Annotated in this window: 20 protein-coding genes, 1 tRNA gene and 2 rRNA genes; 9 read left to right on the plus strand and 14 right to left on the minus strand. The window is 37.2% G+C overall.

What is annotated here, in order from left to right; translation table 11 throughout:
• Position 1: 1 nt before the first annotated feature.
• The 3 genes from OW492_RS14620 to OW492_RS14630 form a co-directional block, all read right to left on the minus strand.
• Positions 2-964 carry a carbohydrate ABC transporter permease gene (locus OW492_RS14620; protein WP_290041046.1) on the minus strand — a complete coding sequence of 321 codons (963 nt, stop codon included), beginning with the start codon at positions 962-964 and terminating at the stop codon, positions 2-4.
• A 5-nt stretch (positions 965-969) separates the two neighbouring features.
• Complete coding sequence (locus OW492_RS14625) at positions 970-1,836, minus strand: sugar ABC transporter permease (protein WP_290041047.1); 867 nt, start codon at positions 1,834-1,836, stop codon at positions 970-972.
• 79 nt (positions 1,837-1,915) lie between these two features.
• Positions 1,916-3,265 (minus strand): extracellular solute-binding protein, encoded by a 1,350-nt coding sequence (locus tag OW492_RS14630; RefSeq protein ID WP_290041049.1) that lies wholly within the window; start codon positions 3,263-3,265, stop codon positions 1,916-1,918.
• A 438-nt stretch (positions 3,266-3,703) separates the two neighbouring features.
• Here OW492_RS14630 and OW492_RS14635 point away from each other — a divergent pair, with 438 nt between their 5' ends.
• Entirely contained in the window at positions 3,704-5,446 is a 1,743-nt protein-coding gene (locus OW492_RS14635) for a GGDEF domain-containing protein (RefSeq protein ID WP_290041051.1), read from the plus strand.
• A gap of 25 nt (positions 5,447-5,471) precedes the next feature.
• Here OW492_RS14635 and OW492_RS14640 read toward each other — a convergent pair whose 3' ends face one another.
• The 6 genes from OW492_RS14640 to OW492_RS14665 form a co-directional block, all read right to left on the minus strand.
• Positions 5,472-6,893, minus strand: a complete 1,422-nt coding sequence (locus OW492_RS14640) for an MDR family MFS transporter (RefSeq protein ID WP_290041053.1) — start codon at positions 6,891-6,893, stop codon at positions 5,472-5,474.
• A 209-nt stretch (positions 6,894-7,102) separates the two neighbouring features.
• Positions 7,103-8,179, minus strand: coding sequence for a glycerophosphodiester phosphodiesterase (gene glpQ / locus OW492_RS14645; RefSeq protein WP_290041054.1), 1,077 nt, complete (start codon positions 8,177-8,179; stop codon positions 7,103-7,105).
• 51 nt (positions 8,180-8,230) lie between these two features.
• A complete protein-coding gene (locus tag OW492_RS14650) occupies positions 8,231-9,025 on the minus strand; it encodes an HAD-IIB family hydrolase (protein WP_290041056.1) in 795 nt (264 codons plus the stop codon).
• Positions 9,026-9,097: 72 nt separating this feature from the next.
• Positions 9,098-10,381, minus strand: a complete 1,284-nt coding sequence (locus tag OW492_RS14655) for a TRAP transporter large permease (protein ID WP_290041057.1) — start codon at positions 10,379-10,381, stop codon at positions 9,098-9,100.
• Between the two features lie 8 nt (positions 10,382-10,389).
• The gene (locus OW492_RS14660) at positions 10,390-10,866 is read right to left on the minus strand and encodes a TRAP transporter small permease (protein ID WP_290041058.1); all 477 of its coding nucleotides are present in this window, start codon (positions 10,864-10,866) and stop codon (positions 10,390-10,392) included.
• Positions 10,867-11,114: 248 nt separating this feature from the next.
• Entirely contained in the window at positions 11,115-12,143 is a 1,029-nt protein-coding gene (locus tag OW492_RS14665; protein WP_290041059.1) for a C4-dicarboxylate TRAP transporter substrate-binding protein, read from the minus strand.
• 311 nt (positions 12,144-12,454) lie between these two features.
• On the opposite strand from OW492_RS14665, the gene OW492_RS14670 reads away from it, so the two are divergent.
• Positions 12,455-13,168, plus strand: coding sequence for a glycerophosphodiester phosphodiesterase family protein (locus OW492_RS14670; RefSeq protein WP_290041060.1), 714 nt, complete (start codon positions 12,455-12,457; stop codon positions 13,166-13,168).
• On the plus strand, positions 13,165-13,899 hold the full coding sequence (locus OW492_RS14675) for a DeoR/GlpR family DNA-binding transcription regulator (protein WP_290041062.1): 735 nt from the start codon (positions 13,165-13,167) through the stop codon (positions 13,897-13,899). The genes OW492_RS14670 and OW492_RS14675 overlap by 4 nt, the downstream gene beginning before the upstream one ends.
• Positions 13,900-14,233: 334 nt before the next feature.
• Here OW492_RS14675 and OW492_RS14680 read toward each other — a convergent pair whose 3' ends face one another.
• Positions 14,234-15,832 carry a glycerol-3-phosphate dehydrogenase/oxidase gene (locus OW492_RS14680; RefSeq protein ID WP_290041063.1) on the minus strand — a complete coding sequence of 533 codons (1,599 nt, stop codon included), beginning with the start codon at positions 15,830-15,832 and terminating at the stop codon, positions 14,234-14,236.
• Between the two features lie 586 nt (positions 15,833-16,418).
• Between OW492_RS14680 and betI the strand changes: the two genes are divergently transcribed.
• From betI to OW492_RS14710, 6 genes are all read left to right on the plus strand, one after another.
• Positions 16,419-17,015 carry a transcriptional regulator BetI gene (gene betI, locus OW492_RS14685; protein ID WP_290041064.1) on the plus strand — a complete coding sequence of 199 codons (597 nt, stop codon included), beginning with the start codon at positions 16,419-16,421 and terminating at the stop codon, positions 17,013-17,015.
• Entirely contained in the window at positions 17,015-18,481 is a 1,467-nt protein-coding gene (gene betB, locus OW492_RS14690) for a betaine-aldehyde dehydrogenase (protein WP_290041066.1), read from the plus strand. The genes betI and betB overlap by 1 nt, the downstream gene beginning before the upstream one ends.
• A gap of 8 nt (positions 18,482-18,489) precedes the next feature.
• Positions 18,490-20,187: a choline dehydrogenase gene (gene betA, locus OW492_RS14695; RefSeq protein ID WP_290041067.1), complete on the plus strand. Its 1,698-nt coding sequence runs from the start codon at positions 18,490-18,492 to the stop codon at positions 20,185-20,187.
• A 260-nt stretch (positions 20,188-20,447) separates the two neighbouring features.
• The gene (locus tag OW492_RS14700; RefSeq protein ID WP_290041069.1) at positions 20,448-21,665 is read left to right on the plus strand and encodes a BCCT family transporter; all 1,218 of its coding nucleotides are present in this window, start codon (positions 20,448-20,450) and stop codon (positions 21,663-21,665) included.
• A gap of 172 nt (positions 21,666-21,837) precedes the next feature.
• Positions 21,838-22,317 (plus strand): MarR family transcriptional regulator, encoded by a 480-nt coding sequence (locus OW492_RS14705; RefSeq protein ID WP_290041070.1) that lies wholly within the window; start codon positions 21,838-21,840, stop codon positions 22,315-22,317.
• Positions 22,318-22,598: 281 nt separating this feature from the next.
• A complete protein-coding gene (locus OW492_RS14710; RefSeq protein ID WP_290041072.1) occupies positions 22,599-23,066 on the plus strand; it encodes a DUF1440 domain-containing protein in 468 nt (155 codons plus the stop codon).
• A gap of 82 nt (positions 23,067-23,148) precedes the next feature.
• Here OW492_RS14710 and OW492_RS14715 read toward each other — a convergent pair whose 3' ends face one another.
• The 4 genes from OW492_RS14715 to rrf (OW492_RS14730) form a co-directional block, all read right to left on the minus strand.
• Positions 23,149-24,345: an aminotransferase class I/II-fold pyridoxal phosphate-dependent enzyme gene (locus OW492_RS14715; RefSeq protein ID WP_290041073.1), complete on the minus strand. Its 1,197-nt coding sequence runs from the start codon at positions 24,343-24,345 to the stop codon at positions 23,149-23,151.
• A 254-nt stretch (positions 24,346-24,599) separates the two neighbouring features.
• Positions 24,600-24,675, minus strand: a tRNA-Thr gene (locus OW492_RS14720).
• A gap of 8 nt (positions 24,676-24,683) precedes the next feature.
• A 5S ribosomal RNA gene (rrf, locus tag OW492_RS14725) occupies positions 24,684-24,799 on the minus strand.
• 72 nt (positions 24,800-24,871) lie between these two features.
• Positions 24,872-24,987: ribosomal RNA gene (gene rrf, locus OW492_RS14730) — 5S ribosomal RNA — on the minus strand.
• Positions 24,988-25,165 lie beyond the last annotated feature (178 nt).

Genomic DNA, 25,165 nt, shown 5'->3' on the forward strand with positions numbered 1-25,165 from the left:
ATTACCCTTTAACCCCGCCATCTGTTTTGCCGCCTTTCATAAAGCGAGATGCGAATAGAAAACAAATTACAATCGGAGCCAGCGTCAACATAGAGGCCGCCATAATACGATCCCAAATTGCATTTTTTGATACAAATAGCTCTTGCAGAGCCAGTGGTAAAGTGTGAAATTCTGGATATTGTTTTAAAAATACTGAAGCAAATAAATATTCATTCCAACCAATGATAAAACAATAAATAAATACCGTAGCCAACATAGGCAAGGATAACGGTAACACCACCTTAATGATCGCTTCTTTACGAGAGCAACCATCCATCATCGCAGCCTCTTCAAGTGCAAAGGGAATGCCACGGAAATAGTTACCCAACATATACATACCCACAGGAAGTGTTTGTACAATGTAAATAAGAAACAAACAAAAGGCACTACCCCACAAAGAAGAAGCAAGCCCAACATTCATCGCCATTTGATAAAGTGGCACCATCAACAACACGCCACCCACCATATACACAAATAACACCGAGCGCTGTATTACGACTTGCCCCTTGAAACGTAATCGACTAATTGAATAAGCCCCCATCACAGAAAAAACTAAAGAGAAACTAGCCGCACCAACGGAAAATATCACGCTATTTAACATGTACTTCCCAAAGGGGAATAGGTTATCGTTAGCTGTATATTTAGCGGCAATCGCCTGCTTTTTCTCTGCTGATAACTTAGGGTTGTTGAGTATCTTTTGAATCGCCGCCGGTATTTCTACCTCCTCTGCTTCAGTTAATCCTAATAACTCCTTATAAGCATCCCAATTAATACTTTGTGGAATCAACGAAGGGTTTCCCCAATCATATTGATGCTTTAATGAAGTCGACAAAATTTGTGCAAAAGGCAATAAGCTAAAGCTCACTAACAAAACGATAGCTAAAGCAAATCCAATGCGTCCTTTAATAGTTTTTTTTCCCAACATAATTGTTACCACTTCATTATTTTTTTAATATAGAACCAAATAAAGATGGACAGCACACCTAACTGAATAACAGATGTCGCTGCGGCTAACCCTTGATCAATAACGCCAGTAAAAGCTTGGTAATAAGTAAAGATAGGTAGGGTTTCTACATTCGGGGCCAATAGGTAAACGTCTTCAAAACGATTTAAATTCCAAATTAAGCGCAACAACACCACTGTCGCTAAAACAAAATAAAGCTCAGGTAAAGTCACATGAAAAAAGCGCCCCACTGGACCATACCCATCAATGGCAGCGGCTTCATATTGATCTCGTGAAATGGACACCAACTTAGATAAAATAAGTAAGTAAGCAATCGGAGCATGTTTCCAAATATCAAATAACACCACCACCCACAACGCAGAATCTGGGTCACCAATTAAATTACTCCGCTCACTCCACAAGCCTAACAGATCAACCAACAGATAATTAACGACACCAGAGATAGGATCAAACAAAAACTGCCAACCAAATACGACTGAGATAACAGGCGCTACATAGGGCAACATAATCGCCGCATTTACTAAACCTCTGCCCATAAAAGGATCACGCAGCAATAATGCCATTGCTAGCCCGAGTAATGTGGTGCCCACTACAGTTCCCAATAGATACAAGCTAGTGGTAGCAATAGCACTATAATAATCAGCATTAGATAACAGCTTTATATAATTTTCCAAGCCAACAAAAGTTTTAGATCCATTTAATTGCACATCGAAAAAGCTTAAATACACGTTGTACATCAATGGGTATAAAATGAGCAATCCCAAAATCACAATCGTTGGTGCCACTAATTTCCAACCAAACCTGGCTTCAGCACGCTCTAATGGTGTCATCATCTCTCCTTACCCGCGTCATCAGGTACCGTGTACTTACTGTTGACAATAATCACACGGTAAATGAATTAAATGCGCACTGTTACTTAGCGATCACCGTTTGCATCTGTTTTTCAGCCCAGTCTAAGACACTTTGTGTTGGTTCATTTTCTATCGCAGCACGGTAAATCATGCGAGGAATAATCTGTTTTGCAAAGATTTCACCGGATTTAGGAAAGGTCTTACCATCGACGACTGAGAAATTTTTAATGCTATCAAAGCCAGCTACAATCTCTTTAATGGATTGCTTACCGTACTGTGCAAAAATGCCTTTAGGATCATTGAGGAATTCATCGGTTTCAGCGATATCGCGCAGCATAGGTAAATGCCCACCTACGGCCATATGTGAGTAAGCAACGACTTGGTCTTTTTCATTCATATATTGAATAAAGGCTTTAGTCGCTTTAACCTCTTCTTGGTTATCGTTTTTCATCATGGTGAAGCCAACTAAGGTGCCAAATGACGACGGCGATGTATTTGTAATCGTGGTCGCTAAACGAGTATTTTTTGCTAAATTAGGGTCAAAGGCTGCGCCTTTTAAGTCTTTAAAGTTCTCAGAACTCAATGAACTCGCTGCCGCTTCCGCTAGGGCAATATCATCTAATATATAAGAAGAATAAAAGAACATCGCTAACTTACCTTGCAGATAATAGTCACGTGCGCGCCAACTTTGTGGGCCAGGGGGATTGTATTGAGCTAAGTTTGTATAAAAATCTAATACTTCTTTTTGCGCTTCAGAATTAAAAATCAATTCGCCATCTTTATTAAACTGACCTGCATCATTGGATAAAGCAAATTGCGTATAACACTGCTCAGCATAGTTATCTGCCTTAGTACCAATTAAAATGCCATATTGATTTTCGCTGGGTTTATAGAAGTACTTTGCTGCCGCTTCAATGGCTTCCCAAGTTGTCGGTGGAGCAAGCCCCGCTTCTTTAAACCAATCAGCACGATACCAAATTCCCTGTACCCAACCACTGTAGGGAACCGACACATACTCGTTCAACGCAGCACTTTCTACTAACTTCAATGCACCCGCATAAAAACGTTGTTTACCTAATGTTTGAATTAACTCAGTGCTCGACTTTGCATCTACAATGCCCTCTTCTGCAAATGCTAAAGACAAATCAGAGCCCACCTCAATCATATCAGGCAAGGTATCGGAAGCTGCCGCTGCCGCAATCTGTTTAGGCATATCGTTTTCATCAACCGCAATTACCTTCACATCAATACCAGGATTTAATGCCTCAAAGACATCAGCCATGATCTCGATAGTTTGAAGACGGTCTGATTGTGTTTGTGTAGTCCAATACTCCACTGTTGTTGCACTGGCTAAATTACAAAAGGGTAAGCTTGCAGCAACAAGTCCGATGCTTAATCTATTGATTTTCATTGTTCTTTCCTCATTTGATAATAACGTTAAAAGCTGTTTAATCGCGTCGGAGTCAACTCAAAAAATCACTTTTATTTGAGTAATTTTATTTATTTAATTCAGTCTACCTCAAATGCCATTGGTTATTATTTGAACTAAGTCTCGTTATCTAGCATGATCAAAACCGGTTTTGATCATTGTGCGGTTGGTCACTATTTGTTCAAATCAATGTAATATTGTGATGTCAGGTAGGAATCGAAATTGAATACAGGTCAGCTTAAATCTACTTCACTCGATTTATTAAAAATTAATAGCAGCATTTTTAATAAAGAATTATTAAATACATAGGCATACATTTAAAAGAAACAGAAAATTTTACTTTATCAATTGATACTGTAATATCAAACCACCCCTAAATGAGTAAAAACAACATGAAACCAAGTAACATTTTTAAGCATTATGTCGATAACTAATTTGTTAAATAATAAGATCAGCTTAAAAGCATTTAACATTGTTGCTTTCATTAGCCTTTTTATCATTGTGTTCTCAGGCCTTTACTATCAGTATATGGCGGCCAATCAAAGCACCTCAGAAAATTTTATAAATGACAATTACAACCAATCATTAGAAATAAAAGAAAAGTTCAGAACCATATTCGATAAATTAGAATATGAATTCATCCAAGCTGAAGCTGAAAATATTAAAAAGCTTGACCAACTATCTGAGATAGTTGCAAATCAAAAATCGAATTTTGATCTACAAAAAACAGTGACAGAGCTAAATAAGAATGTGACGTTTGGGCGATATGATGTTGCAATCATTAATCAAGATTACATCATTGAACAAGCTTCAATTAAACAAGAGATTGGCTTAGATTTAGGGCAATTTAAAGATGTAAAAACACTCTTCAACAGCCTATTCGATAACAAAATTAAGCTTAATATTTCTTCCCCAAAAATAGACCTTAACGCTAAGTTAAAAAGGTATTTACTGAAGCTATCTGAGGATCAAAAATATATACTTCAAGTTGGCTTTTCTCTAGATTACATAGATGAAATACACACACAATTACATTACTTAAACACTGAAAGCAGCGCCATTAAATTATATTTAGCTACCGAATTTTTTATACAACAAATCAATGCTCAACCTGCAGATGTAAATTCCAAAAATGAAGAATTTAAAAATTTGACTGCTTCCACAAAAGCATTTTTATTAGACCTGAATAATGCGCTAAACAATCCTGAAATAGAAGACCTGGCAAACCAAGATAGAAAACAGGTGAACCTGAATAAATCTTTGGCAAAAATAGTACCTCTAAATGAACAACTAATGAGCTTTGTAGATGAAGCACAAAATACAATTAATTTTTACTCTGCAACAGGAGCTCTATTCGGAGAAGAAAGTGCGACATTATTGTTTATTAAAACAACATTCTCTTTAGCCCCATTAAATAATAGCCTAAGGAATAACCTCAACACTTTTTTATTCATCAGTGTTTTAGTTTTGTTAGTACTAATATTCTTTGAGTTATTTAAAAAGAGAGAAATAACATCAAAATTATCATCAATAAGCCACATGATAAAAAATAACAAGATGATAGACAATAAAACATCTCGAATTAAAGATATCAGTATTTTAATAAAAAGTTACAACGAAATGCTCGCAAGATTAAATCAACAAATAGCCGTAAACAAAGAGCTGTCTTATATTGATACTTTGACAGGGGTAAAAAATAGAAGAGCTTACGATGAAAAAATACAAGAACTTATTTCATTATATCAAAGATATGATACTACTTTTTCTATCGGTCTATTTGATGCAGATAACTTTAAGCAGATAAATGATAATCACGGGCATAGCTATGGTGACATCGTGTTAAAAGATATTGCTAAACAGTTGCAAACTAACAAAAGAGAAGGTGATTTAGTGTTCAGAATAGGCGGTGAAGAGTTTATTGTGATCCTGCCAAATACTAACCTACTGAACAGTCAAAATGTGCTTGATAAAATGCGAACAGAGATTAGAAAAAATCTAACTTATCAAGAAGAAATGAAGATCACTGTAAGTATTGGTTTAACTGAAGTAACCAAACAAGATGATAAAGACTCACTATTTAAGAGGGTCGATAAATTCTTATATATTGCCAAGAAGAGAGGTAAAAACCAAGTCTCTCATGACCACAATAGTCCAAACAATTAAAACTACACAATCGGGCTAGTTACTATTAATCATTGCTCAGTGTAACAAGCGGTGCTCGCGCCGCATTTAACGCTGCTAGAGCAGCAATCACAGCAGCAACGTAAAAGCTAGTTTGAAAGGCCGCCACAACTGGTTCATGAGGCCCATTACGCAGAGTTTCAATACTGGTATTATGGTCAAATCCAGGCAATAACGTATAGATCAATACACCGAATAATGCAGTACCTGTCGCCGCACCTAAATTACGACTTAACGAAGCTAACGCTGTCACCGTGCCGACATTACTTTTACCTGCCACGGTCTGAATCACTAACTGTGTTGTAGGCATCACTGTCCCAAAACCAATACCACAAAGCATCCCCAGGAAACCGATTAAGACAGGCTCTGGTGGTAAACTACCTAATGCAATAAAACCTAATGAAGACAGCGACATACCAATTACAGGTATCCATTTAGGCACGCCCGTTTTAGACATAATGCGACCACTACATAATGCCCCAAATATTTGCCCCCCGGTTAACGGTAATAATAATAAACCTGAAGTGGCTGCATTGGTTTTTAAGCCCAACTGTAAATAAATTGGTAAAAAGAAAATTAGCGCAAACATGCACGAAGCAAATAATAATGAGCTGATTAAAGGAATATAAATGGCTCGATCCACCAGCAAATGATTAGGTAAAAATGGCGTTGCATGGCGGCATTGATTACGATAAAAAATGCCTCCTAGAACCACAAAGATCAACCAATAAAGCGCACTAGTTAACGAAATCCATTGGAAGTCTTGCCCCCCTACCGAAGCCCAATATAAAAACACGGTACACAATAGCGGAAACACCGTTAACCCAACCCAATCGATAGGTTTATTTCTATGCTCTAGAATAGGTTTAGGAGTAAGGCAAAGTAAACGCCAAGCGGCGATCATCGCTAAGGGGATATTTGCCCAAAACAGCCAGTGCCAAGTATAGTGAGTCACTACTAACCCACCAATGACAGGTCCACCAATACTGGCACAAGCAAACATAGAGGCAAAGTAGCCTTGATATTTTGCACGTTGCCTTGGTGGAATAAGCTCTGCAATCAACGCTTGTGAAAGGCTCATTAAACCACCACCACCTAAACCTTGGATAACTCGTCCCATTATCAGCTCAGGCATATCAGTGGCTAATGCACCTACTACCGAGCCAATACAAAAAATACCTAATGCCCAAACCAACACATTACGACGACCATATCGATCACCCAACCAACCGTAAATAGGCACAGAGGCAACCGTTGCCAATAAATAACCAATAGCAATCCATGATGACAAATGTAACTGACCAAGATCAGCGACAATACTAGGTGTAGCGGTGGCAAGAATAGTTTGATCAACAGCCGCCAAAAACATCGGTAGGAAGACCGCAGAAAAGAAGATCAGGAAAGCCTGGCGGGTAAGTGCTGTGCTCATAGGTTAACTAATGGATAAGGTTGAGATAAGAACAACATGGCGATGACTCATAGTTGATAAAATAATAAGTAAATGATGGCAGAATCTCAAAACACATCAACCTATTTATTTTTAATATAAACAGTTCTTTTGATAACTTGAATTGATTTTATAAGTAAGTAAAGCATAGCAATGCTCTGCAAAAGCATTGCTAGTTTAATAAATAGAAACTAACCTTCAGTTGTTTTTAAAAAATTAACAGCACGATCTGGGAAGTCGGTAAATACTCCATCTACATTCGCTTTATAGAAAAAGATATTTAAAAAATCTTCAAAATCTTTTGCGTATTCAGGGACATGACCTTCATCTATTCTGAACGTATAAGGATGCACTTTCATGCCCGCTTCATGTGCATTTTCAACTAAAGGAGTAAAAATAAGTTCTCCCTGTGTAGAATCAGGAGAAACCACCATTGGGTACCAAGGCCCTACACCATCAGCATATTGAGCAATCAGTTTCATTCCACCAGACTGATACATCCAATCGTAGTTATAGTCTTGAGCTTTACCGTCGATATATTCCTTGGTTTCTCCCCAACTTGTTTCTGCCATTAGCTGAATAAGTTTAATATCCATATTTCGTTGAGGTAATAACTCATTTTTAATACGCTTCAATTCATTAACGTCGAAAGACTGCAAATAAGCTAAATCAGATTTTTTAGTGTAACCATATTGCTTAAATACATCTAACACAGCACTACTGATGTCCTTCCCTTCATGGCGATGGAACCAAGGAGCTTTAACTTCAACATAGATACCTACATCGTGGCCAGTACTAGTATTAAGCCCTTGAATCATTTCTATTTCATCTTGTAGCGTGTGCACTTTAAAGTGAGATTGCCAAAGCGGGAAACGTTTTGGATAAATAGCTGTTTTCTTACCTTCTTTAATAGTAAAAGCTTCAGTCATATCCAATTTTTTAATTTCTGCTAAAGTAAAGTCGATCGCATAGTAGCGCCCATCTTCACGCTTGCGGTTTGGAAAAATATCAGCAACGTTAGTGACTCGATCTAAGTAATGATCATGTAATACCACCAGCGCATCATCTTTGGTCATAACAACGTCTTGCTCAATGTAATCTGCCCCCATAGCGTAAGCCATTGACTTAGCTGACATGGAATGCTCAGGCAAATAACCACTTGCACCTCGGTGAGCTACGACTATTTTTTCTGCGTATGCACTATTAGCTAAGGGTATTGCAATTAAAGCCGTCACTAACCATTTTTTTAAGTTTCGTAATTGAATCATGATGTTGTTGTTCCTTGTCTTAAAACCAATAAAAAATAAACCCGTAAACGTTTAACTATCATCTTTTACATCTAACAAAAGTTTAGAGAACTCAGCAAAACCATAACCACCAGGCTCTGACATTACAACTTTGGGATGGTGTTTAAGCTTACTCCAGTAATTTTTAACATTAGCAACTCCAACACTTTTTGATAAACTGGCAAACATAAGCTCATCATTTAATGAATCCCCGATATAACAGGCTTCCTTTATTATCTGTGCGTTAGATAGCCCTTTTTCTTGTAAAAAACTAAATGACGTCGCTTTTTTTGAATGCTCTCCATACCAACTATTAATATGAATAGAACTTGCCGTAGCATTTGCTCCTAAAGCTCTGATTTTATAAATAACTTCCGTAATAACATCAGGAGAAACAGGTTGTCGATTTTGTCCAATATCAATGGCAACTTCACATAGACGATAAGATTGATCTAAGGTTAAATTTAACTCTGGATAATCAGCCAAAATTTCCATTATTTGTTGTTTTAATATGGATTGCTTTTCAACAATAACAGACATTGATTCGCTTGAATTAACGGTCAAAAATCCATTTTTTTTCTCCATAATAAATGCTCCATTTTCACCAATTACGGCATCAACTGGCCAAAGTTGTGCGATATGATCACACCATCCTGCACATGCACCAGTCACAGCAACGACGTTCAAACCAGCCTGTTGCAATGCAGACAAAGCGATTAATGTTTCTGGTGGTAACTGACCATGCCAAGTTAATGTATCGTCAACATCAGTCAGTACCCATTGCACGTCTTTCCATTCATTAGTTAAAGTATTTTTTGGTAATTTCATCATATCTCTTAATATCTATGGGCCTTATCTGTTTGTATTTAATGATTAAGTAAATACAAACAGATGATCAACTTATAGCAAGTTAGGTAAAAACATCACTAAACCTTCTGAATAAGTTAACAGCATTAATACAACTAATAATGCGAATAGAAGTGGCAACACCTCTCGAACAAAATCCAACAGTTTTACTTTCAGTATCGAACAAACCGTAAACATCATCGAACCGAACGGTGGGGTTACTCCACCAATCATAATATTAACAATCACGATAATGCCGAAGTGAACGGGATTAACACCAAGGTTCAGTACAGCAGGTAAGAGTAATGGCGTTAAAATGATCATTGCCGCCCCACCTTCAATGAACATACCAACAATTAATAACAATAAGTTGATTAGCATTAATAGAACGAGCTTGTTGTCAGTAACTAAAATTAGCGCAGAAGCTACATTCTGGGGAATCTGCTCCAAAGTCATGTAGTAGCCAAAAATCAGCGCTCCGATGATAATAAACATGACACTACTGGTACCTTGGATTGTCTCTTTGAAAATGGCAGGGAAATGGCTAATTTTTAATTCACGATAAACAAACAGCCCAATAATGGCACACAATAAAACAGCAATCGCACCAGCTTCAGTCGGTGTAAATAACCCAAAACGCATCCCTAAAATAATGCCAAATGGGATTAATAAAGCAGGAACAGCTTTACCTAAATAATGCAGACGTTCTTTAGTGGGTGCCGCTTCAGTTCTTGACGGTGCGTAGTTACGTCTCCTAGCAATGATTGCAATCGTCACCATTAAAGATAACGCCATCATAAAGGCAGGTACATAACCAGCGATAAACATTTCATGCACCGAAACATTAGCTAATAACGCGTAAATAATAAGATTAATACCCGGTGGGATCACAGGGCTAATACTTGATGAAGCTGCGGTTATTGCAGCCGTAAACGGTAAGTCATAGCCACGTTTGGTCATTTCAGGGGCAAGTATTTTAGATTGCATTGCGGCATCTGCATTAGCTGAACCAGAAATTCCGCCCATTAACGTACTTAATGCAACGTTCACATGCGCAAGCCCACCAGTTTTATGGCCAATTAATGAATCTGCAAATGACAGCAAACTTCGACTTATCCCTGAATAATTCATGACAGAGCCCACCATAATAAAGAAGGGTATCGCCAATAATGGAAAAGATGAGGCAGACGAAATAAAACGCTGCATGACTAAGCTAACTGGGATCGAGGTATTAATAAATAAAAAATAAACCAACGAAGAAGCGATTAATGAAAATGCGATGGGTACGTTTAGTAAAAACAAAACGAACAACATAATAATTGGAAGATAGATTTCCACGGTGTCACCTATATAGTATTGGGTTGCTTTTTAAACAGCTGTTTTAAATCACTTCGGATGAAATTTACGGTATGAATCGTCATCAAAGAGAAACACAGAAACAACACACCGTTAATCGTAAAGTAAGACATGCCCATCACAGGGGAAACTTTATTTGATAGCATCATGTAATCGAAACTTAAGTAAGCAAGAATCGAATTAATTGCTAACAAGAATGATAAAACGACAAGATTAAATGGGACTTTTGCTTTTTCAGGTAATAATGCGATAACAACATCAACCCCCATATGTAACTTATGTTTGTAACACGAGCTAATACCAAAATAGACTGACCAAATAAAACAGATAACGGCCAGTTCTTCGCTCCATGGCACAACAAAACCAAACCCATAACGAAGGAATACATTAATAATTACCATCAAAATGGTAATGGATATTGCAATCGATGCGAATATCTCTTCAAAATTTTTAATTAAGAAGCCCATGACTTCTCCTACTTATTAACTAATTGATATAATAATTGTTCTACCAGACACACTTGCCTCAGTATAAAAGGCAATAAAATAGCCAACTTATACCTTCAAAATACGACAGTTAAAGACTCATTATTGAAGCAATCGCGAATGGTGTGGTGAAATTTTAGTCATATTTATTTAACGTTAAAAAATAACTGCTTTATTGAAATCACAATAAAGCAGTTACCTAATAGTACTTTTTAAAACGGATATATTACTTACTCAGCAGCACGAATTTTTTCAAGTTCCGCACCAATTCGGCTACGAATATCATCGCTCCATGCTGGGAATTGGTTATAAACATCAGCGGTTAATTTACTGAATTCAGCACTATCTACTTCGTTAAATTTAACGCCTAGATCTTGTAGCTTTTGAGTGTATTCAGTATCTAACTTAACTAATTCAGTGGTGTTTGAAATCGCCCCCGCCGCTAGCTCTTCATTAATAATTTGCTGTTGTTCAGGTGTAAATTTATCCCAAACTTTAGGTGAGATATAAATACCTACTGTGCCTAAGAAATGTTTAGTTAATGACATGTTTTTAGCGACTTCATACATTTTAGTTGAGTACATAGTCAAAATTGAACCTTCAAGGCCATCAACAACACCTTGTTGAACACCTGCGTAGGTTTCAGGGAAAGGTAATGATGCAGGCGCAGCGCCCATCGACGTTAATGTGCTAATGAATAACTGACTACCAGGAACACGAATACGCATACCTGCCATATCTGCAGAGTTTTTAATTTCTTTATTCGTAATCATATGACGGAAGCCAAACATGTAATCAGCGTTTAAAACTTTAATCCCTTTCTTTTCAACTTCAGCAGTTAAATCAGCGACTAACTGAGTATCCATCATTGCTAGGTATTCATCGTAAGAGTTATATAGCATTGGACCCGCTAATGCAGCGAAGTCAGGAACATAATCTCCAAGGTAACTTAAATCTTCAACAGCAATCCAATCAGCACCATTAACAACTTGCTCAAGGTTATCTTTATATACTGGTAATTGGCCACCAGGATAAACTTTGATGTTCACACCACCTTCTGTACGCTCACGAATTTTATCAGTCACTTTAATTAGCTCTTGCGTTAACAATTCGTTTTGAGTAAATACCAAACTCATATTGATATCGATTGGCTCAACTGTTTTTGCAGCCTCTGCGCCTTTCGTTGTATCTGCAGGTTTTTCGCCACAACCAACAAGCAGTGCAACAGCTGTTAATACGGTTCCGATTACCTTTATCATAAATAGTACCTTTGTTTGTAAAGTTAGCTTTAATAAATAAGTTCGTTTATTAGAACAAAAAAATAGTGAAATAAGCTGTATGTTCTTTTTGTTGAACTATACAAATTATTCATATGAACATTATTAGAATCATATGAAAATCATTATCGTGCAAATAGTAGGTTACAAAAATGTAGACCAGAACGTACTAATACCAATGAATTGTTAAATTTATATGACAATCCATTATATTTTTAGGTCTTTTATATTTTCTAAAATACATTATCATTAACAAAGTAATTAACGTTCAAATGAACATCACAGGTAAATTTATGATTGCAGGTCATCGTGGTGCAGCTTCATTAGCACCAGAAAATACATTATCAGGTTTTAAAAAAGCACTGCAATCTGGTGCTAAATGGATTGAGTTAGACACACAACTTAGCGCAGATAAAACGCCAGTCATCTTCCATGACGAAACAGTGGATCGTTGTACAAACGGTGAAGGTTTAGTGGCTGATTTCACATTGAGTCAATTACAAGCATTGGATGCCGGAAGTTGGTTTTCAGAAGCATTTATTGGTGAGCAAATTATATCGCTTGAACATACTTTGTTATTCTTTATGGAGAATGACTTGAGTATGAACCTGGAGATTAAAATTCACCACTCACACCAAGTGGAGCCGCTGGTAGATGAGATTGCAAAAGTTTTAGCGAAGGTAAACTTTCCGAATGAAAAACTTATTTTGTCTAGCTTTTCTGAATTAGCGCTCACACACTGTCATCAAGTTATGCCAGAAATTCGTTTAGGTTACATTACCGAACATGATCCATTAATTACATTGGAAAAACTAAAACCACTTAACCTATATAGCGTACATCTTGATCATAAAATATTAGAACAAACGATGGCAAAAAAAATCACAGATTCAGGACTGAAACTAATTATTTGGACGCTTAATGATGTAACACAAGCTGATAAATTTAGATCTTGGGGCGTAGACCTCATTATTACCGATAAGCCAGATGTATTTATTAACGCATGATAAAACTTAATGCTCGCCAACAAAATATTCTATTGCGTTTACGTAAAAAGGAAGATGTTCAGATAGAAACGCTGTCTGAGCATTTTCAAGTGACCACGCAAACTATCCGCAGGGATGTTAATCAACTTTGTAAAGCAGGGTATGCTCGACGTATTCATGGTGGTGTAGGCCTACCAGCACAATTGACTAATAGCAGTTATCAATATCGCAGTGATATACAATTTGATGTAAAAGATAAAATAGCCAAAAGAGTTGCTAATGCTATTCCTGATGGCTCAACCATTATGATGGGAATAGGCACAACCGTGACACGTATTGCCTATTATTTAAAAGCCAAACACAGAGTGATCACTAATAACCTACAGGTTGTTCGAATTCTAGAAATGAATCCAGATATTGAAGTTTACATAGCAGGTGGGCTATTTAGATCGCAGCAACAAGATGTTGTTGGTAATAATGTCACAACATTTTTCAATAATTTTGAAGCAGATATTGGCATATTAGGCTGTGCAGGAGTTACTAGTAGTCACTCAGCAATGGAACATGAAACCGATGAAGCAGAAATATCAAGATGCATTGTAAAAAACTCACGACAAACATGGTTAGTAGCCGATGCAACTAAATGGACGATTTCCGCCTCGGTGAAAGTCGCTGCACTATCTGAATTTGATCAGATTTATAGTAATCATACTGACCTTCCATCAGAGCTTTCATTAGTATCTATAAAATAAAGTTTTTTACCTGATATAGAAGCAGTTAACATCAAAGCACTTGCCATGACATATCGTTAGTAAGTAAGAGTAACATTAAAAGTGAAATAGAATTGGTATTGTAAATCGAAGAAAAAGCTAGAAGCGTTCTTAATAGATTGTTGAAAGGTGCCGTGTAGCTATCAATGTTATTTATTGATATCAATTTAACCATTATAATTACTCTAACGATCAAACGAGCATAAGGAAAGTGATACAAACATTTTTTCCTAGGTAGACACCGCTTATTTGATACTGTTTCTAGGTACAAATAATCAATAAGCGACGTTACCTATTATATGCAATTAAAATTGGTTTAATTACGGAATTCATCTATTTTTTGTTGCGCATCACCACCGAACAAACGCTTACTTACTGCTTCCAACCCTTCTGCATTATCTAAGAGCTCTTTGCGAATAACTAATGTTGCTTTTGAGCGTCGACGAAGTAAATCATCAAGGTTAACAATCATTTCATTATCAGCAACCCAGTCAATCTCAGCCCATGTGAACTCCGTATGTTCAAGCGCAAGGTTGGCTTTAGTGGGATCCTGCTTAATTGCTTCTAATAAAACAAATGCATCCTCGCCATAACGACGCCAGAAACGGCTAGATAAGGGCTCAAGCGCACCTTTTGGTGTTAGCTTATCAATATTGAATTGCTTAATCTCACTCATAAACTTGTCTTTAACCTGCTCAGCAGGCTCGCCATACCAAAGCGCATTAGATCTATTCATTGGAATCGATAAATCTTCGACAATATCAGCAATTTCATCACCTACATTAATACAATCAGTCAATTTACCACCAAAAATACTAATATGCTTATCTGTCTTATTAACATCAATGGCATGTTTACGTGATAGTGCAACCCAATCAGCAACGCCCTCTTCAGCTTCAATAGCTAATGGTCTAACACCACATCTTTCAGCAATAATGTCATCTTTAGTTAATGGTTTTTCTAAATCTAATAAAGCATTCGCATTATCAAGAATGAATTGACGATCTTCATCAGTCACTGATGTTTGATGGCTTTCAACCTGGTTATCTGTTGTACCAATACAGGTTTTAGAGCCCATTGGTAACACAAAGAACAAACGCCCATCACTGGCAAAAAAAGCTAATACGCGATGCTCTTTCGAAATACGATCAACTGTTAAATGTACACCCTTAGAAAATAAGTGATGGTGCGATGTTTTCTGTTTAGTGCTTTTATTAACTTGGTCAACTAATGGACCACAAGCGTTTATTAGGGTTTTCGCTTTAATAGTAAATGTTTGATCGTTGGTTTTATCTTTTGCTTGTATAACCCATCGATTATTTTCACGCACAGCGTTAACTGACTCTACATAGTTTGCAACAATCGCTGACTTTTTTGCAGCAGCAGTAATAAAGTTAAATACAAAGCGCGAATCGTTATCTTTTAAGAAAGCATCTGAGTATTCGAAACCCGCTTGTGCGCCAGTAACTTTAATACTTGGTTCAAGCTGTTTAATCGTATTACGAGTCAGGTATTTAGGCGCCATAGTGAATAAACGACCGAATAACCAATAAGCTAACGTGCCCATAAACACAAACCACACAGGGAAACGAAAACCTTTTTGAATAGTGGTTAAGAAACGAACCTCAGTTACTGATGAGGGGTAATGTTTCATTAAATTATTACGGCTTTTACAGAGTTTATTAACTAACCGATATTCATGGCTTTCTAAGTATTTAATACCGCCCCATGCGAGATTCGAAGAATTAGAGCTCGTTGCTCCTGCAAAATCTCCTTTATCGATTAGTCCAACTTTAACCCCCTTAGCAGCCAAAGATGCAGCAGCAACAGCACCATTGATGCCACCACCTAAAATAAGGACATCTAACTCTTCTTCAGCTAGTTGTTTAATATTGTTCGTTCTATTGAGGCTCATTTCGTAATCCTTTGAAAAAATGTTCGATAACGCACTTAATGTTCAGATTAGAGCATAAATATCTTTCAATTAACACCGTAATTAACAATTTAATACTCCTATTGAGCATTAATGAATAAAAAATAGATTTAAGTTCAATAATTGACATTGGATGACGTATTTTCGAATGATCTACACCGTATTAGTGTATGCGCTATCAAATACACCTATCTTCAATGGAAAGACTGTCCCCTTGAACATAATCGGCATAAGCAGCAATTAAATATAACTTTCTTTAAATTAATTAAGTAAACATCCATTTTTGACAATTCGCCCACTCAAAATAGTTTTCAACAAAACTAATTTAACTTATCGATATCTGATTACATTTTATTTACAAATAGCCCTAAAACCCCAATAAACACAACAATTCAGGCTAAAACTTGTTAAGTGTTGAATATAACTGACCCAATATTAAGCAAGCAATGATCCTATCAGGCTTACAAATATCACTTGATAGTTAGCACTCTAATCATTAGTATATTAATTGATTGTTCAATCAATCTATTATTTAGAGATTTGTTTTGTATTAAAAAGGAACTGAGTAATGGCAAGACCACCAATGAAAGAAGTTCGACAACAAGAACTTATTGATGCCACATTAATTTCAGTTGAACGCTATGGATTACAACATACAACGATTAATACCATCAGCGCTATTGCAGGCATGTCTTCAGGCATCATCAGTCATTACTTTGGTGGGAAACAAGGATTAATCGAAGCCACGCTTAGGTATTTAATCGATCAATTAAAACAAGCTTTATTAACTAAAATAAACAATCAACCCTTATCTGCGGAAACCCGCTTACAGGTTGTTGTTGATGCAAATTTTACTGAATTACAGCGCTCTAATGCAGCAACCAAAACTTGGTTAAGCTTTTGGTCTCAAGCAATGCATGACCCAGGATTAGCCAGATTACAACACATCAATAACAAGCGTTTGTACAGTAATTTGCTTTACCCCTTTAAAAAATTATTGCCCAAAAATGAGGCAATCGATGCCGCAAAACAAACTGCTGCAATCATTGACGGTTTTTGGTTACGAAGCGCATTAAGTGCTTCTCCAGAAGAAGAATTCAAACAAGCTCAAACTTTATCTAAAGCCTTTATCAATACTGTGCTTAAACAGTACGGAGAGAAATAATGTCATCATTAAACGTTTATCAAAATTATATTCATGGTCAATATATCGCTAACGACAGCGGTGAAACTTTTGAAGTGATTAACCCAGCAACTGGCGAAGTCAGTTACCTTGTTGAAACTGCAACTGAAGCAGTACAAAAAGCTGCAATTGAAAGTGCTAAAAAAGGCTTCGCTGTTTGGTCTGCAATGACACCAATGGAACGTAGCCGCATTTTGCTTAAAGCGGTTGCTTTATTACGAGAGCGTAATGATGAGCTAGCTGAAGGTGAAGTACTAGATACAGGTAAACCATGGCAAGAAGCATCTGAGGTTGACGTTGTCACGGGTGCAGATTCAATTGAATTTTTTGCCGGCCTTGCGCCAAGTATTGAAGGTAACCAACAGCCTGTTGGTGATGACTTTTACTATACCCGCCGTGAACCACTTGGCATTTGTGCAGGCATTGGTGCTTGGAACTATCCAATACAAATCGCATGTTGGAAAGCTGCACCTGCTTTAGCCTGCGGTAATGCAATGATTTTTAAACCATCAGAAGAAACGCCTCGTGGTGCAATGCGTCTAGCGGAAATTTTTACTGAAGCTGGTGTGCCTGATGGTGTCTTCAATGTTGTTCAAGGCGATGGTCGTGTTGGTGCATGGTTAACTAATGATCCAGATATTGCGAAAGTTTCTTTCACAGGTGAAGTCGGTACTGGTAAGAAAGTCATGAGTTCAGCTGCGACTTCATTAAAAGAAGTGACCATGGAACTAGGCGGTAAATCGCCTTTAATCATCTTTAATGATGCAGATATCGATAATGCTGTTTCTGCAGCAATGTTAGGTAACTTCTATACCCAAGGTGAAATTTGCACTAATGGTACGCGTGTTTTTGTTCAAAAAGATATCTATCCCGAGTTTATTAAACGTCTAAAGTCTCGCATTGAACAAAATATTATCTGTGGCGATCCAATGAACCCTGATACTAACTTTGGCGCTTTAATTTCTAAAGATCATCAGCAAAAAGTATTGGATTACATTGAAATAGGTAAAAAAGAGGGAGCAACCTTATTAACTGGCGGGAACGCATTACAACCAAGTAACGCTCCTAATGGTTTTTTTGTTGCCCCCACAGTATTCACTGATTGTGATGATCAGATGACGATTGTAAAAGAAGAAATTTTTGGCCCTGTTATGTCCGTATTAACTTTCTCAGAAGAAGAGGAAGTGGTTGAACGTGCCAATGACACACATTTAGGGTTGGCCGCAGCCGTATTCACACAAGACATCACTCGCGCTCATCGTGTAATACATCAAATACAAGCAGGAATCTGTTGGATCAATGCTTACGGGGCTTCACCTTCTGAAATGCCAGTAGGTGGCTACAAAATGTCTGGTATCGGTCGAGAGAACGGTAGTGAAACACTCAAAGCATATACTCAAATTAAAGCTGTCTACGTTGGTATGCAAACATTAGAAAGCCCATTTTAAGGAATATGATGACTTCAAATTTAAATAATAAAGCAGATTATGATTATATTATCGTTGGTGCAGGTAGCGCAGGTTGTGTATTAGCAAACCGTCTCTCAGAAGATACTAACAACAAAGTTTTGTTGTTAGAGACTGGTGGCAGCGATAAAAGTATATTCATTCAAATGCCAACAGCACTATCCATCCCAATGAATACCAAAAAGTATGCATGGCAATTTGAAACACAACCTGAACCATTTTTAAATAATCGTCGTATGCATTGTCCTCGCGGTAAGGTACTAGGAGGTTCATCATCAATCAACGGTATGGTTTATGTACGTGGACATGCCCGTGACTTTGATGAATGGCAGCAAGCAGGTGCTAATAATTGGGATTATGCACATTGTTTACCTTACTTTAAAAAAGCAGAAACATGGGCGTTTGGCGGTAATGAATACCGAGGTAATAATGGTCCTCTTGCTGTTAACAATGGTAACAACATGCAAAACCCTCTATATCAAGCTTTTGTTAATGCGGGTGTTGATGCAGGCTACTTAGCAACTGAAGATTATAATGCAGAGCAGCAAGAAGGCTTCGGCCCTATGCACATGACTGTTAAAAACGGTGTTCGTTGGTCTACTGCAAATGCTTATTTACGTCCAGCCATGAAGCGCAGCAATCTAACCGTTGTTACACACGCTTTGGTGCACAAAGTACTGTTAGAAAATAAAAAAGCAGTGGGTGTACGTTATCAAGTTAAAGATAAAGTCATTGATGTTTTATCTAACAAAGAAGTATTACTAAGCGCAGGCTCTATTGGTTCCCCTCATTTATTACAATTATCGGGTATTGGTAGGGCTGAAACACTTAAAGCAGCGGGTATTGAGCAACATCATGAATTACCTGGTGTCGGTGAAAATTTGCAGGATCACCTTGAATTTTACTTTCAATTCAAATGCCTTAAACCAATTTCACTAAACGGTAAACTTGATCCATTGAATAAATTATTGATAGGTACGCGATGGATCCTCAATAAGTCTGGATTAGGTGCAACTAACCATTTTGAATCGTGTGGATTTATTCGCTCTAAAAAAAGCATAGAGTGGCCAGATCTACAATATCACTTTCTCCCAGCAGCAATGCGTTATGACGGGAAAGAAGCTTTTGCTGGGCATGGTTTCCAAGTACATATTGGACATAACAAACCAAAAAGTCGCGGTTCAGTAAAAGTTGTCTCAAATGACCCCATGACAGCTCCTGAAATTCAATTTAATTACTTAGCGCATCAAGATGATATTGAAGGCTTCAGAGCTTGTGTTCGATTAACACGTGAAATCATTAATCAACCAGCTTTAGATGAGTATCGAGGTGAAGAAATTCAACCAGGTTTAGCGATACAAACAGACCAAGAGATTGATGAGTTTGTAAGAAGCTCTGTAGAAAGTGCTTACCATCCTTCTTGTTCGTGCAAAATGGGTGAAGATGATATGGCAGTAGTTAACTCAGAAACGAAAGTGCACGGTATTGATGCGCTACGCGTTGTTGATTCATCTATCTTTCCTACCATTCCTAATGGCAACTTAAACTCACCCACTATCATGGTTGCAGAGCGAGCGGCAGATATTATTTTAGGAAACAAAATGCTGGCTCCTAACCTATCAAATGTCGCTATTGCTGACGATTGGCAAAACACTCAACGCTTCGCTGCACCGAAACGACAAAACTAATTAATGACAAATACTTGTCATAAGCATAATGGTGCATTGCTCTCAGGAGTTTTGTGCCGTTAAAAATAGGTAATCAGCCAGCCTCATCAACACAAAATGGCTTTATAAACTACGTTATTTTTCAGGGTTTAAATATCGTTTACTACACGATACTTAAGGTTTGAGGGCAAGATTGTCTTAAAAATAATGGCGTAGTGTTTTAAAACATAAAACAAGGAATTATATATGTTTATCAACACCAACCATTGGGAGGCCAAATAATGACTCTTTGGCTATCTACTGGTATTTTATTCGTATTTGCAGCAATTGCTTTTATCCTATATCGCTGGGGTAATATGCAATGTATCGGTGTAACACCAGTACGCAAATTCACTTTCATCGCGATCTTATTTACATCAGGTTTAGATGTTGGTCTGATCATGTTCCCGCTTACCGAGTTTGCTGGTTATGCTGATTTAGCAACGAGCCCTGAATATGGCTTTACCAACCCTTTGTCTATTGAATTTGGTTTCTGGGCTTTCTTAATTTGGGCATTTTACTTTGTAACCTGTTTTTACTTTTGTGTCATTGAACCAAGAGTGAAGTTCTTCGAAGTACCGCTGATTAAATTTATCAACAATGTAGTAATTATCGGAACCTGTGCTTTTACTGCTTATTTACTATTGACCAACCTACCTTGGTATTTACCAGGCATAGGTGATGGTGAAACGATTGTCGGTAGCTTCTATTTAATCGTATTCCTAGCAATTGCAACAGCCGTTTATTCAAGTACAAGTATTCGTTACGTTCGAATCTTGAGTTTAGGTAGTAGCTGGTTATTTTTTGCGTTGATTATTATAATGTGGGCTGGGGCGTTCTTATCTGATAATTCAAGTGTCGGTGAATTCTTTACGACATTTGGCTTGTTAGGTGACTATTTTGCAAACTTGCACCATTTTGTATTACCGCTAAATGATTACCATGAGTTTTATCTTTACTGGTGGTTCGCTTGGAGCATCATGATTGGTCAATTCACTTCCCGTTTTGTTAGTGGCATGAAAACATACCAAGTATTAGGTGCGATGATGATCTTCCCATCAATCCCCATCGCCATTTGGTTTACTGTTCTTTACTACTACAGTGCAAATAGTATCCCTACGGCAGGTTTCTACAACCTTGCTATGGTAATTGTTGGCATAACGTTTGTGATTAACTCATTAGATTCACTAGTACGCCTATACACAGATAACTTAAACTTAACGGTACAACGTTTTGGTAAAGTACCTTATATTATTGGTAACATTGTTTTATTAAGTGGTTTAACACTATTGTTCAAACTAAACTTCTTACAAATTCAGTGGGTTGGTGCGCTAGCTATCGGATTAATATTAGGTTGTTTTGGTTACATGCTATTAACTCATTACCGTAAAGTAGCCAATATTGAACGTTCCCCTAAAGAGAACAAAATCGACTTTACCAAAATAGAATTAATGGATTAAACAAGACAGCTAATAAGAGTATATGAAGTAGATGTAGTCTTTAATATCCTCAACTTAAGCTATTCGATAAAAAGCAGAATAACGGTCCCCCGTTATTCTGCTTTTTTATGATTTTAAACATGAGACGTATGATTTTTTTTGTTATCCTACGCAAAAAATTGAGGTGAGAATTATGGAAAAACAAGAACAACTATTAATTTCGTTACGCCGGGTGATCAGGGCGATCAGTATACACTCACGTCAATTAAACAAAGAATCAGGCTTAACAGGCCCACAATTGTTAGTTATGCAAAAAATTGATCAACTCGATGCACCTCTAGCAAAACAAATTGCTCAAGAGATAACATTGAGTGCTGCAACTGTCACCACAATTCTTGATAGACTTGAAAAGCGCAACTTTATTATTAGAACGCGCAGCAAAACAGATAAACGCAAGGTCCACTTATCATTAAGTGAAGCAGGTAAAGAAGTCCTAAGTTCATCGCCAAAACCGTTACAAGAACATTTTATAAAACGTTATAAGAACCTTGATGAATGGGAGCAAAGCCAACTGCTTTCTGCTGTAGAACGCATTGCCTCAATGATGGACGCCACTGAATTAGATGCTGCACCAGTATTATTAGTTGGCAAGATACAAGACACAGAGACCTAAACCCTACATTTAAAAAATGTAGGGTTGTAATGACTTCTACATATTTTTCTCATAATAAGATTGTATTTAATAACTCATTAATGCTGACCTCTATAACCTTCTATTCCTATACTTAGTTAAATAAAATAGACGGATTTTTTACTAAATAAATTTGTCATATAAAAGTTCAGACAGATAAAACGATACGCTTGCCGTAAGATATGATTAAGTGCTGACATTGGCACGATTAATATCACTTATTAGTCAGACTCTAACATAACAATAATAAAATGAGGTTTAACATGAAAAAGTACCTATACGCTGCATGGACAGGTTTTGTAGGTGGTAACGTATCAAGCTTTGTAAAATGGGGAACAGAAAACCCTATGCCACCAAGAACGCCAGACAGAGCAATTCCTCCAGCAGAAATGTTAAGTGACTTAGGTTTTAACATTCAAAATATGACTTACACTTATTCAGAGCATGTTGTTAACTGGGGTATTGCAGGTGTTCATCACCTATTCTCTATCTTTTTTGCAATGCTTTACTGTGTACTTGCAGAACGTTGTCCCAAAATAACGTTATGGCAGGGGGTTGGGTTTGGTATATTATTAACAATCCTTTTCCACGGCATTACCTTACCTGTGTTTGGTTGGGCACCTGCAATATGGGATCTACCGATAAATGAACTTGTTTCTGAAACATTAGGACATATTTTATGGATGTGGGTGATTGAAGTTTTCCGTCAATATATGATGAAAAAGGCATAGTACTTACACTAAATACCGTTTACACCAAGACCAGTCACTTATGTTACTGGTCTTTTTATATAACTCTTTTACTTCACCAGCCTCAAACTTTAGCCACTGCCAGTTCGACCTGTTTATTTATAATCTTGGCGACAGTAATACAATCTTCGATAGTAAAAGTAAGTGGAATGCGAATATCAATTAACGTAGATAAAATGCGCTCTGTCGTCTCTAGGCTAGTTTTATCATTAAGGTAATGCCAACTATCATATTTACTGGTGTAACCATTTGGCTCGCTGTCTCCAAACCATTTTATAGAAACCCCTTGCGCTTCACATTCCTTAATAAGTAATGGAAAACGAGCAGAAGATAAAGAAGGTATAAAAAACTGTATAGAACTAGCCACAAACTTCTCTTTGGTATTTCTCGCTATTAACACAATATTATTGCTCGCTTTAAAAATATCACTCATTGCATAATATCTATCATTCCAAGCCCTACACTTTTTATCGAGCAGCTCAAGTTGTGGTAGTAATACCGCAGCTCTTAGGTTATCCATACGCCCACTATAATTAGGAGTTGTATACTTAACGGCATCAAAGGCCTGTTTATCTGGTGCTGCGTAGTGTTTATCATAAAGCATATAAGAACCTGAGTAGATAATAGCTTTTGTAATAACGTCGCTGTGAGGCGTAATTAATAACCCGCCTTCACCTGAATTCATATGTTTATAGGTTTGTGTACTAAAACATGCAACATCACCAAAACTTCCACTCATCCTATCGTTCCATTTAGCTCCCATAGTATGAGCACAATCTTCTATTAGTAATAAATTGAAGTTTTTACAGATTTCCATCACTCGATCCATATCTGAAATATGTCCGCGCATATGAGAAAGCAATAAGTATTTAGCGCCGCTTAAGCGCGCTTTATTTTCTAAATCATCCAAATCAATACAAAGTTGATCGTCAATATCGACTAAAACAGGAATACCGCCGGCATTATCTATCGCACCGGGAACAGGAGCTAGAGTAAAAGTATTACAAAGGACTTTGTCACCTTCTTTAATACCCAATGCTTTTAAAGCAATATGCAAAGCATAACCACAGGAAGCACAAGCTAAGCAATTATCAACACACATATATTCACTGAATGCTAACTCAAGTTGATCAGTTAAACTCTTTTCACCAGGATTAACGTTATAACGATGTAACCTGCCTGACTTCATTATCTCTATTGCCGCTTTTATTCCTTCATCAGGAATCGCTTCCTGTTGAGTAAAAGATTTAGTAAAAGTCACTATAAAGCTCTCCATTCATCCATAAAATGTATTTATCACCATGAATATTGACAGTAACACATCAAACTCATTACTCATTAGCGCCAATAGCTGCAATTAATAGAGCCACTGAAAAATCAGAAACAACAATACAAATTTATTAAAAAAGGGATAGAAAATGATAAATAAAGGGGGAATAGCAAAAGAAATATATTATTGGGAGTATAAACAAAAGTTTAAAAATGTAAGGATTTTAATATGAGGTAAACCATAAATGGTGCTGATAGGCGGATTTGAACCGCCGACCTCACCCTTACCAAGGGTGCGCTCTACCAACTGAGCCATATCAGCAAAAGAGGATCTGATAATGACCTACTTTCACATGGGGAGGCCCCACACTATCATCGGCGCAACTGCGTTTCACTTCTGAGTTCGGCAAGGGATCAGGTGGTACCACAGCGCTATTATTATCAGAAAAAAGCGTTTATTTATAACGTATTATAAATATTAAAACCCCAGCCATTGAGACTGGGGTTTTGAATTAGGCGCTTGGCGATGACCTACTTTCACATGGGGAGACCCCACACTATCATCGGCGCAGCTGCGTTTCACTTCTGAGTTCGGCAAGGGATCAGGTGGTACCACAGCGCTATGGCCGCCAAGCATAAAATTTAATTAGGAAAGTGATAATCTAATGTTCTTTAGTCGTTCTGTATAATCGTAGCAGTTATGTAAATACGCTATCACAAGCGTTATATTTTAATGTCTTCTTTGACACTCTTGGTTAACAGCAACACTACTTAGGTGTTGTATGGTTAAGCCTCACGGGTAATTAGTACAA

The sequence above is a fragment of the Psychromonas sp. 14N.309.X.WAT.B.A12 genome, from assembly GCF_030397575.1.
Taxonomy (GTDB): domain Bacteria; phylum Pseudomonadota; class Gammaproteobacteria; order Enterobacterales; family Psychromonadaceae; genus Psychromonas.

Excerpts from the sequence above, each read along its gene's own strand:
- betA (WP_290041067.1), top strand. The coding sequence starts at position 18,490 with ATGACTTCAAATTTAAATAATAAAGCAGATTATGATTATATTATCGTT.
- OW492_RS14630 (WP_290041049.1), bottom strand. The coding sequence starts at position 3,265 with ATGAAAATCAATAGATTAAGCATCGGACTTGTTGCTGCAAGCTTACCC.
- OW492_RS14625 (WP_290041047.1), bottom strand. The coding sequence starts at position 1,836 with ATGATGACACCATTAGAGCGTGCTGAAGCCAGGTTTGGTTGGAAATTA.
- OW492_RS14675 (WP_290041062.1), top strand. The coding sequence starts at position 13,165 with ATGATAAAACTTAATGCTCGCCAACAAAATATTCTATTGCGTTTACGT.
- OW492_RS14660 (WP_290041058.1), bottom strand. The coding sequence starts at position 10,866 with ATGGGCTTCTTAATTAAAAATTTTGAAGAGATATTCGCATCGATTGCA.
- glpQ (WP_290041054.1), bottom strand. The coding sequence starts at position 8,179 with ATGATTCAATTACGAAACTTAAAAAAATGGTTAGTGACGGCTTTAATT.
- OW492_RS14700 (WP_290041069.1), top strand. The coding sequence starts at position 20,448 with ATGACTCTTTGGCTATCTACTGGTATTTTATTCGTATTTGCAGCAATT.
- OW492_RS14650 (WP_290041056.1), bottom strand. The coding sequence starts at position 9,025 with ATGAAATTACCAAAAAATACTTTAACTAATGAATGGAAAGACGTGCAA.
- OW492_RS14710 (WP_290041072.1), top strand. The coding sequence starts at position 22,599 with ATGAAAAAGTACCTATACGCTGCATGGACAGGTTTTGTAGGTGGTAAC.
- betI (WP_290041064.1), top strand. The coding sequence starts at position 16,419 with ATGGCAAGACCACCAATGAAAGAAGTTCGACAACAAGAACTTATTGAT.
- OW492_RS14680 (WP_290041063.1), bottom strand. The coding sequence starts at position 15,832 with ATGAGCCTCAATAGAACGAACAATATTAAACAACTAGCTGAAGAAGAG.
- betB (WP_290041066.1), top strand. The coding sequence starts at position 17,015 with ATGTCATCATTAAACGTTTATCAAAATTATATTCATGGTCAATATATC.
- OW492_RS14620 (WP_290041046.1), bottom strand. The coding sequence starts at position 964 with ATGTTGGGAAAAAAAACTATTAAAGGACGCATTGGATTTGCTTTAGCT.
- OW492_RS14670 (WP_290041060.1), top strand. The coding sequence starts at position 12,455 with ATGATTGCAGGTCATCGTGGTGCAGCTTCATTAGCACCAGAAAATACA.
- OW492_RS14665 (WP_290041059.1), bottom strand. The coding sequence starts at position 12,143 with ATGATAAAGGTAATCGGAACCGTATTAACAGCTGTTGCACTGCTTGTT.
- OW492_RS14640 (WP_290041053.1), bottom strand. The coding sequence starts at position 6,893 with ATGAGCACAGCACTTACCCGCCAGGCTTTCCTGATCTTCTTTTCTGCG.
- OW492_RS14635 (WP_290041051.1), top strand. The coding sequence starts at position 3,704 with ATGTCGATAACTAATTTGTTAAATAATAAGATCAGCTTAAAAGCATTT.
- OW492_RS14705 (WP_290041070.1), top strand. The coding sequence starts at position 21,838 with ATGGAAAAACAAGAACAACTATTAATTTCGTTACGCCGGGTGATCAGG.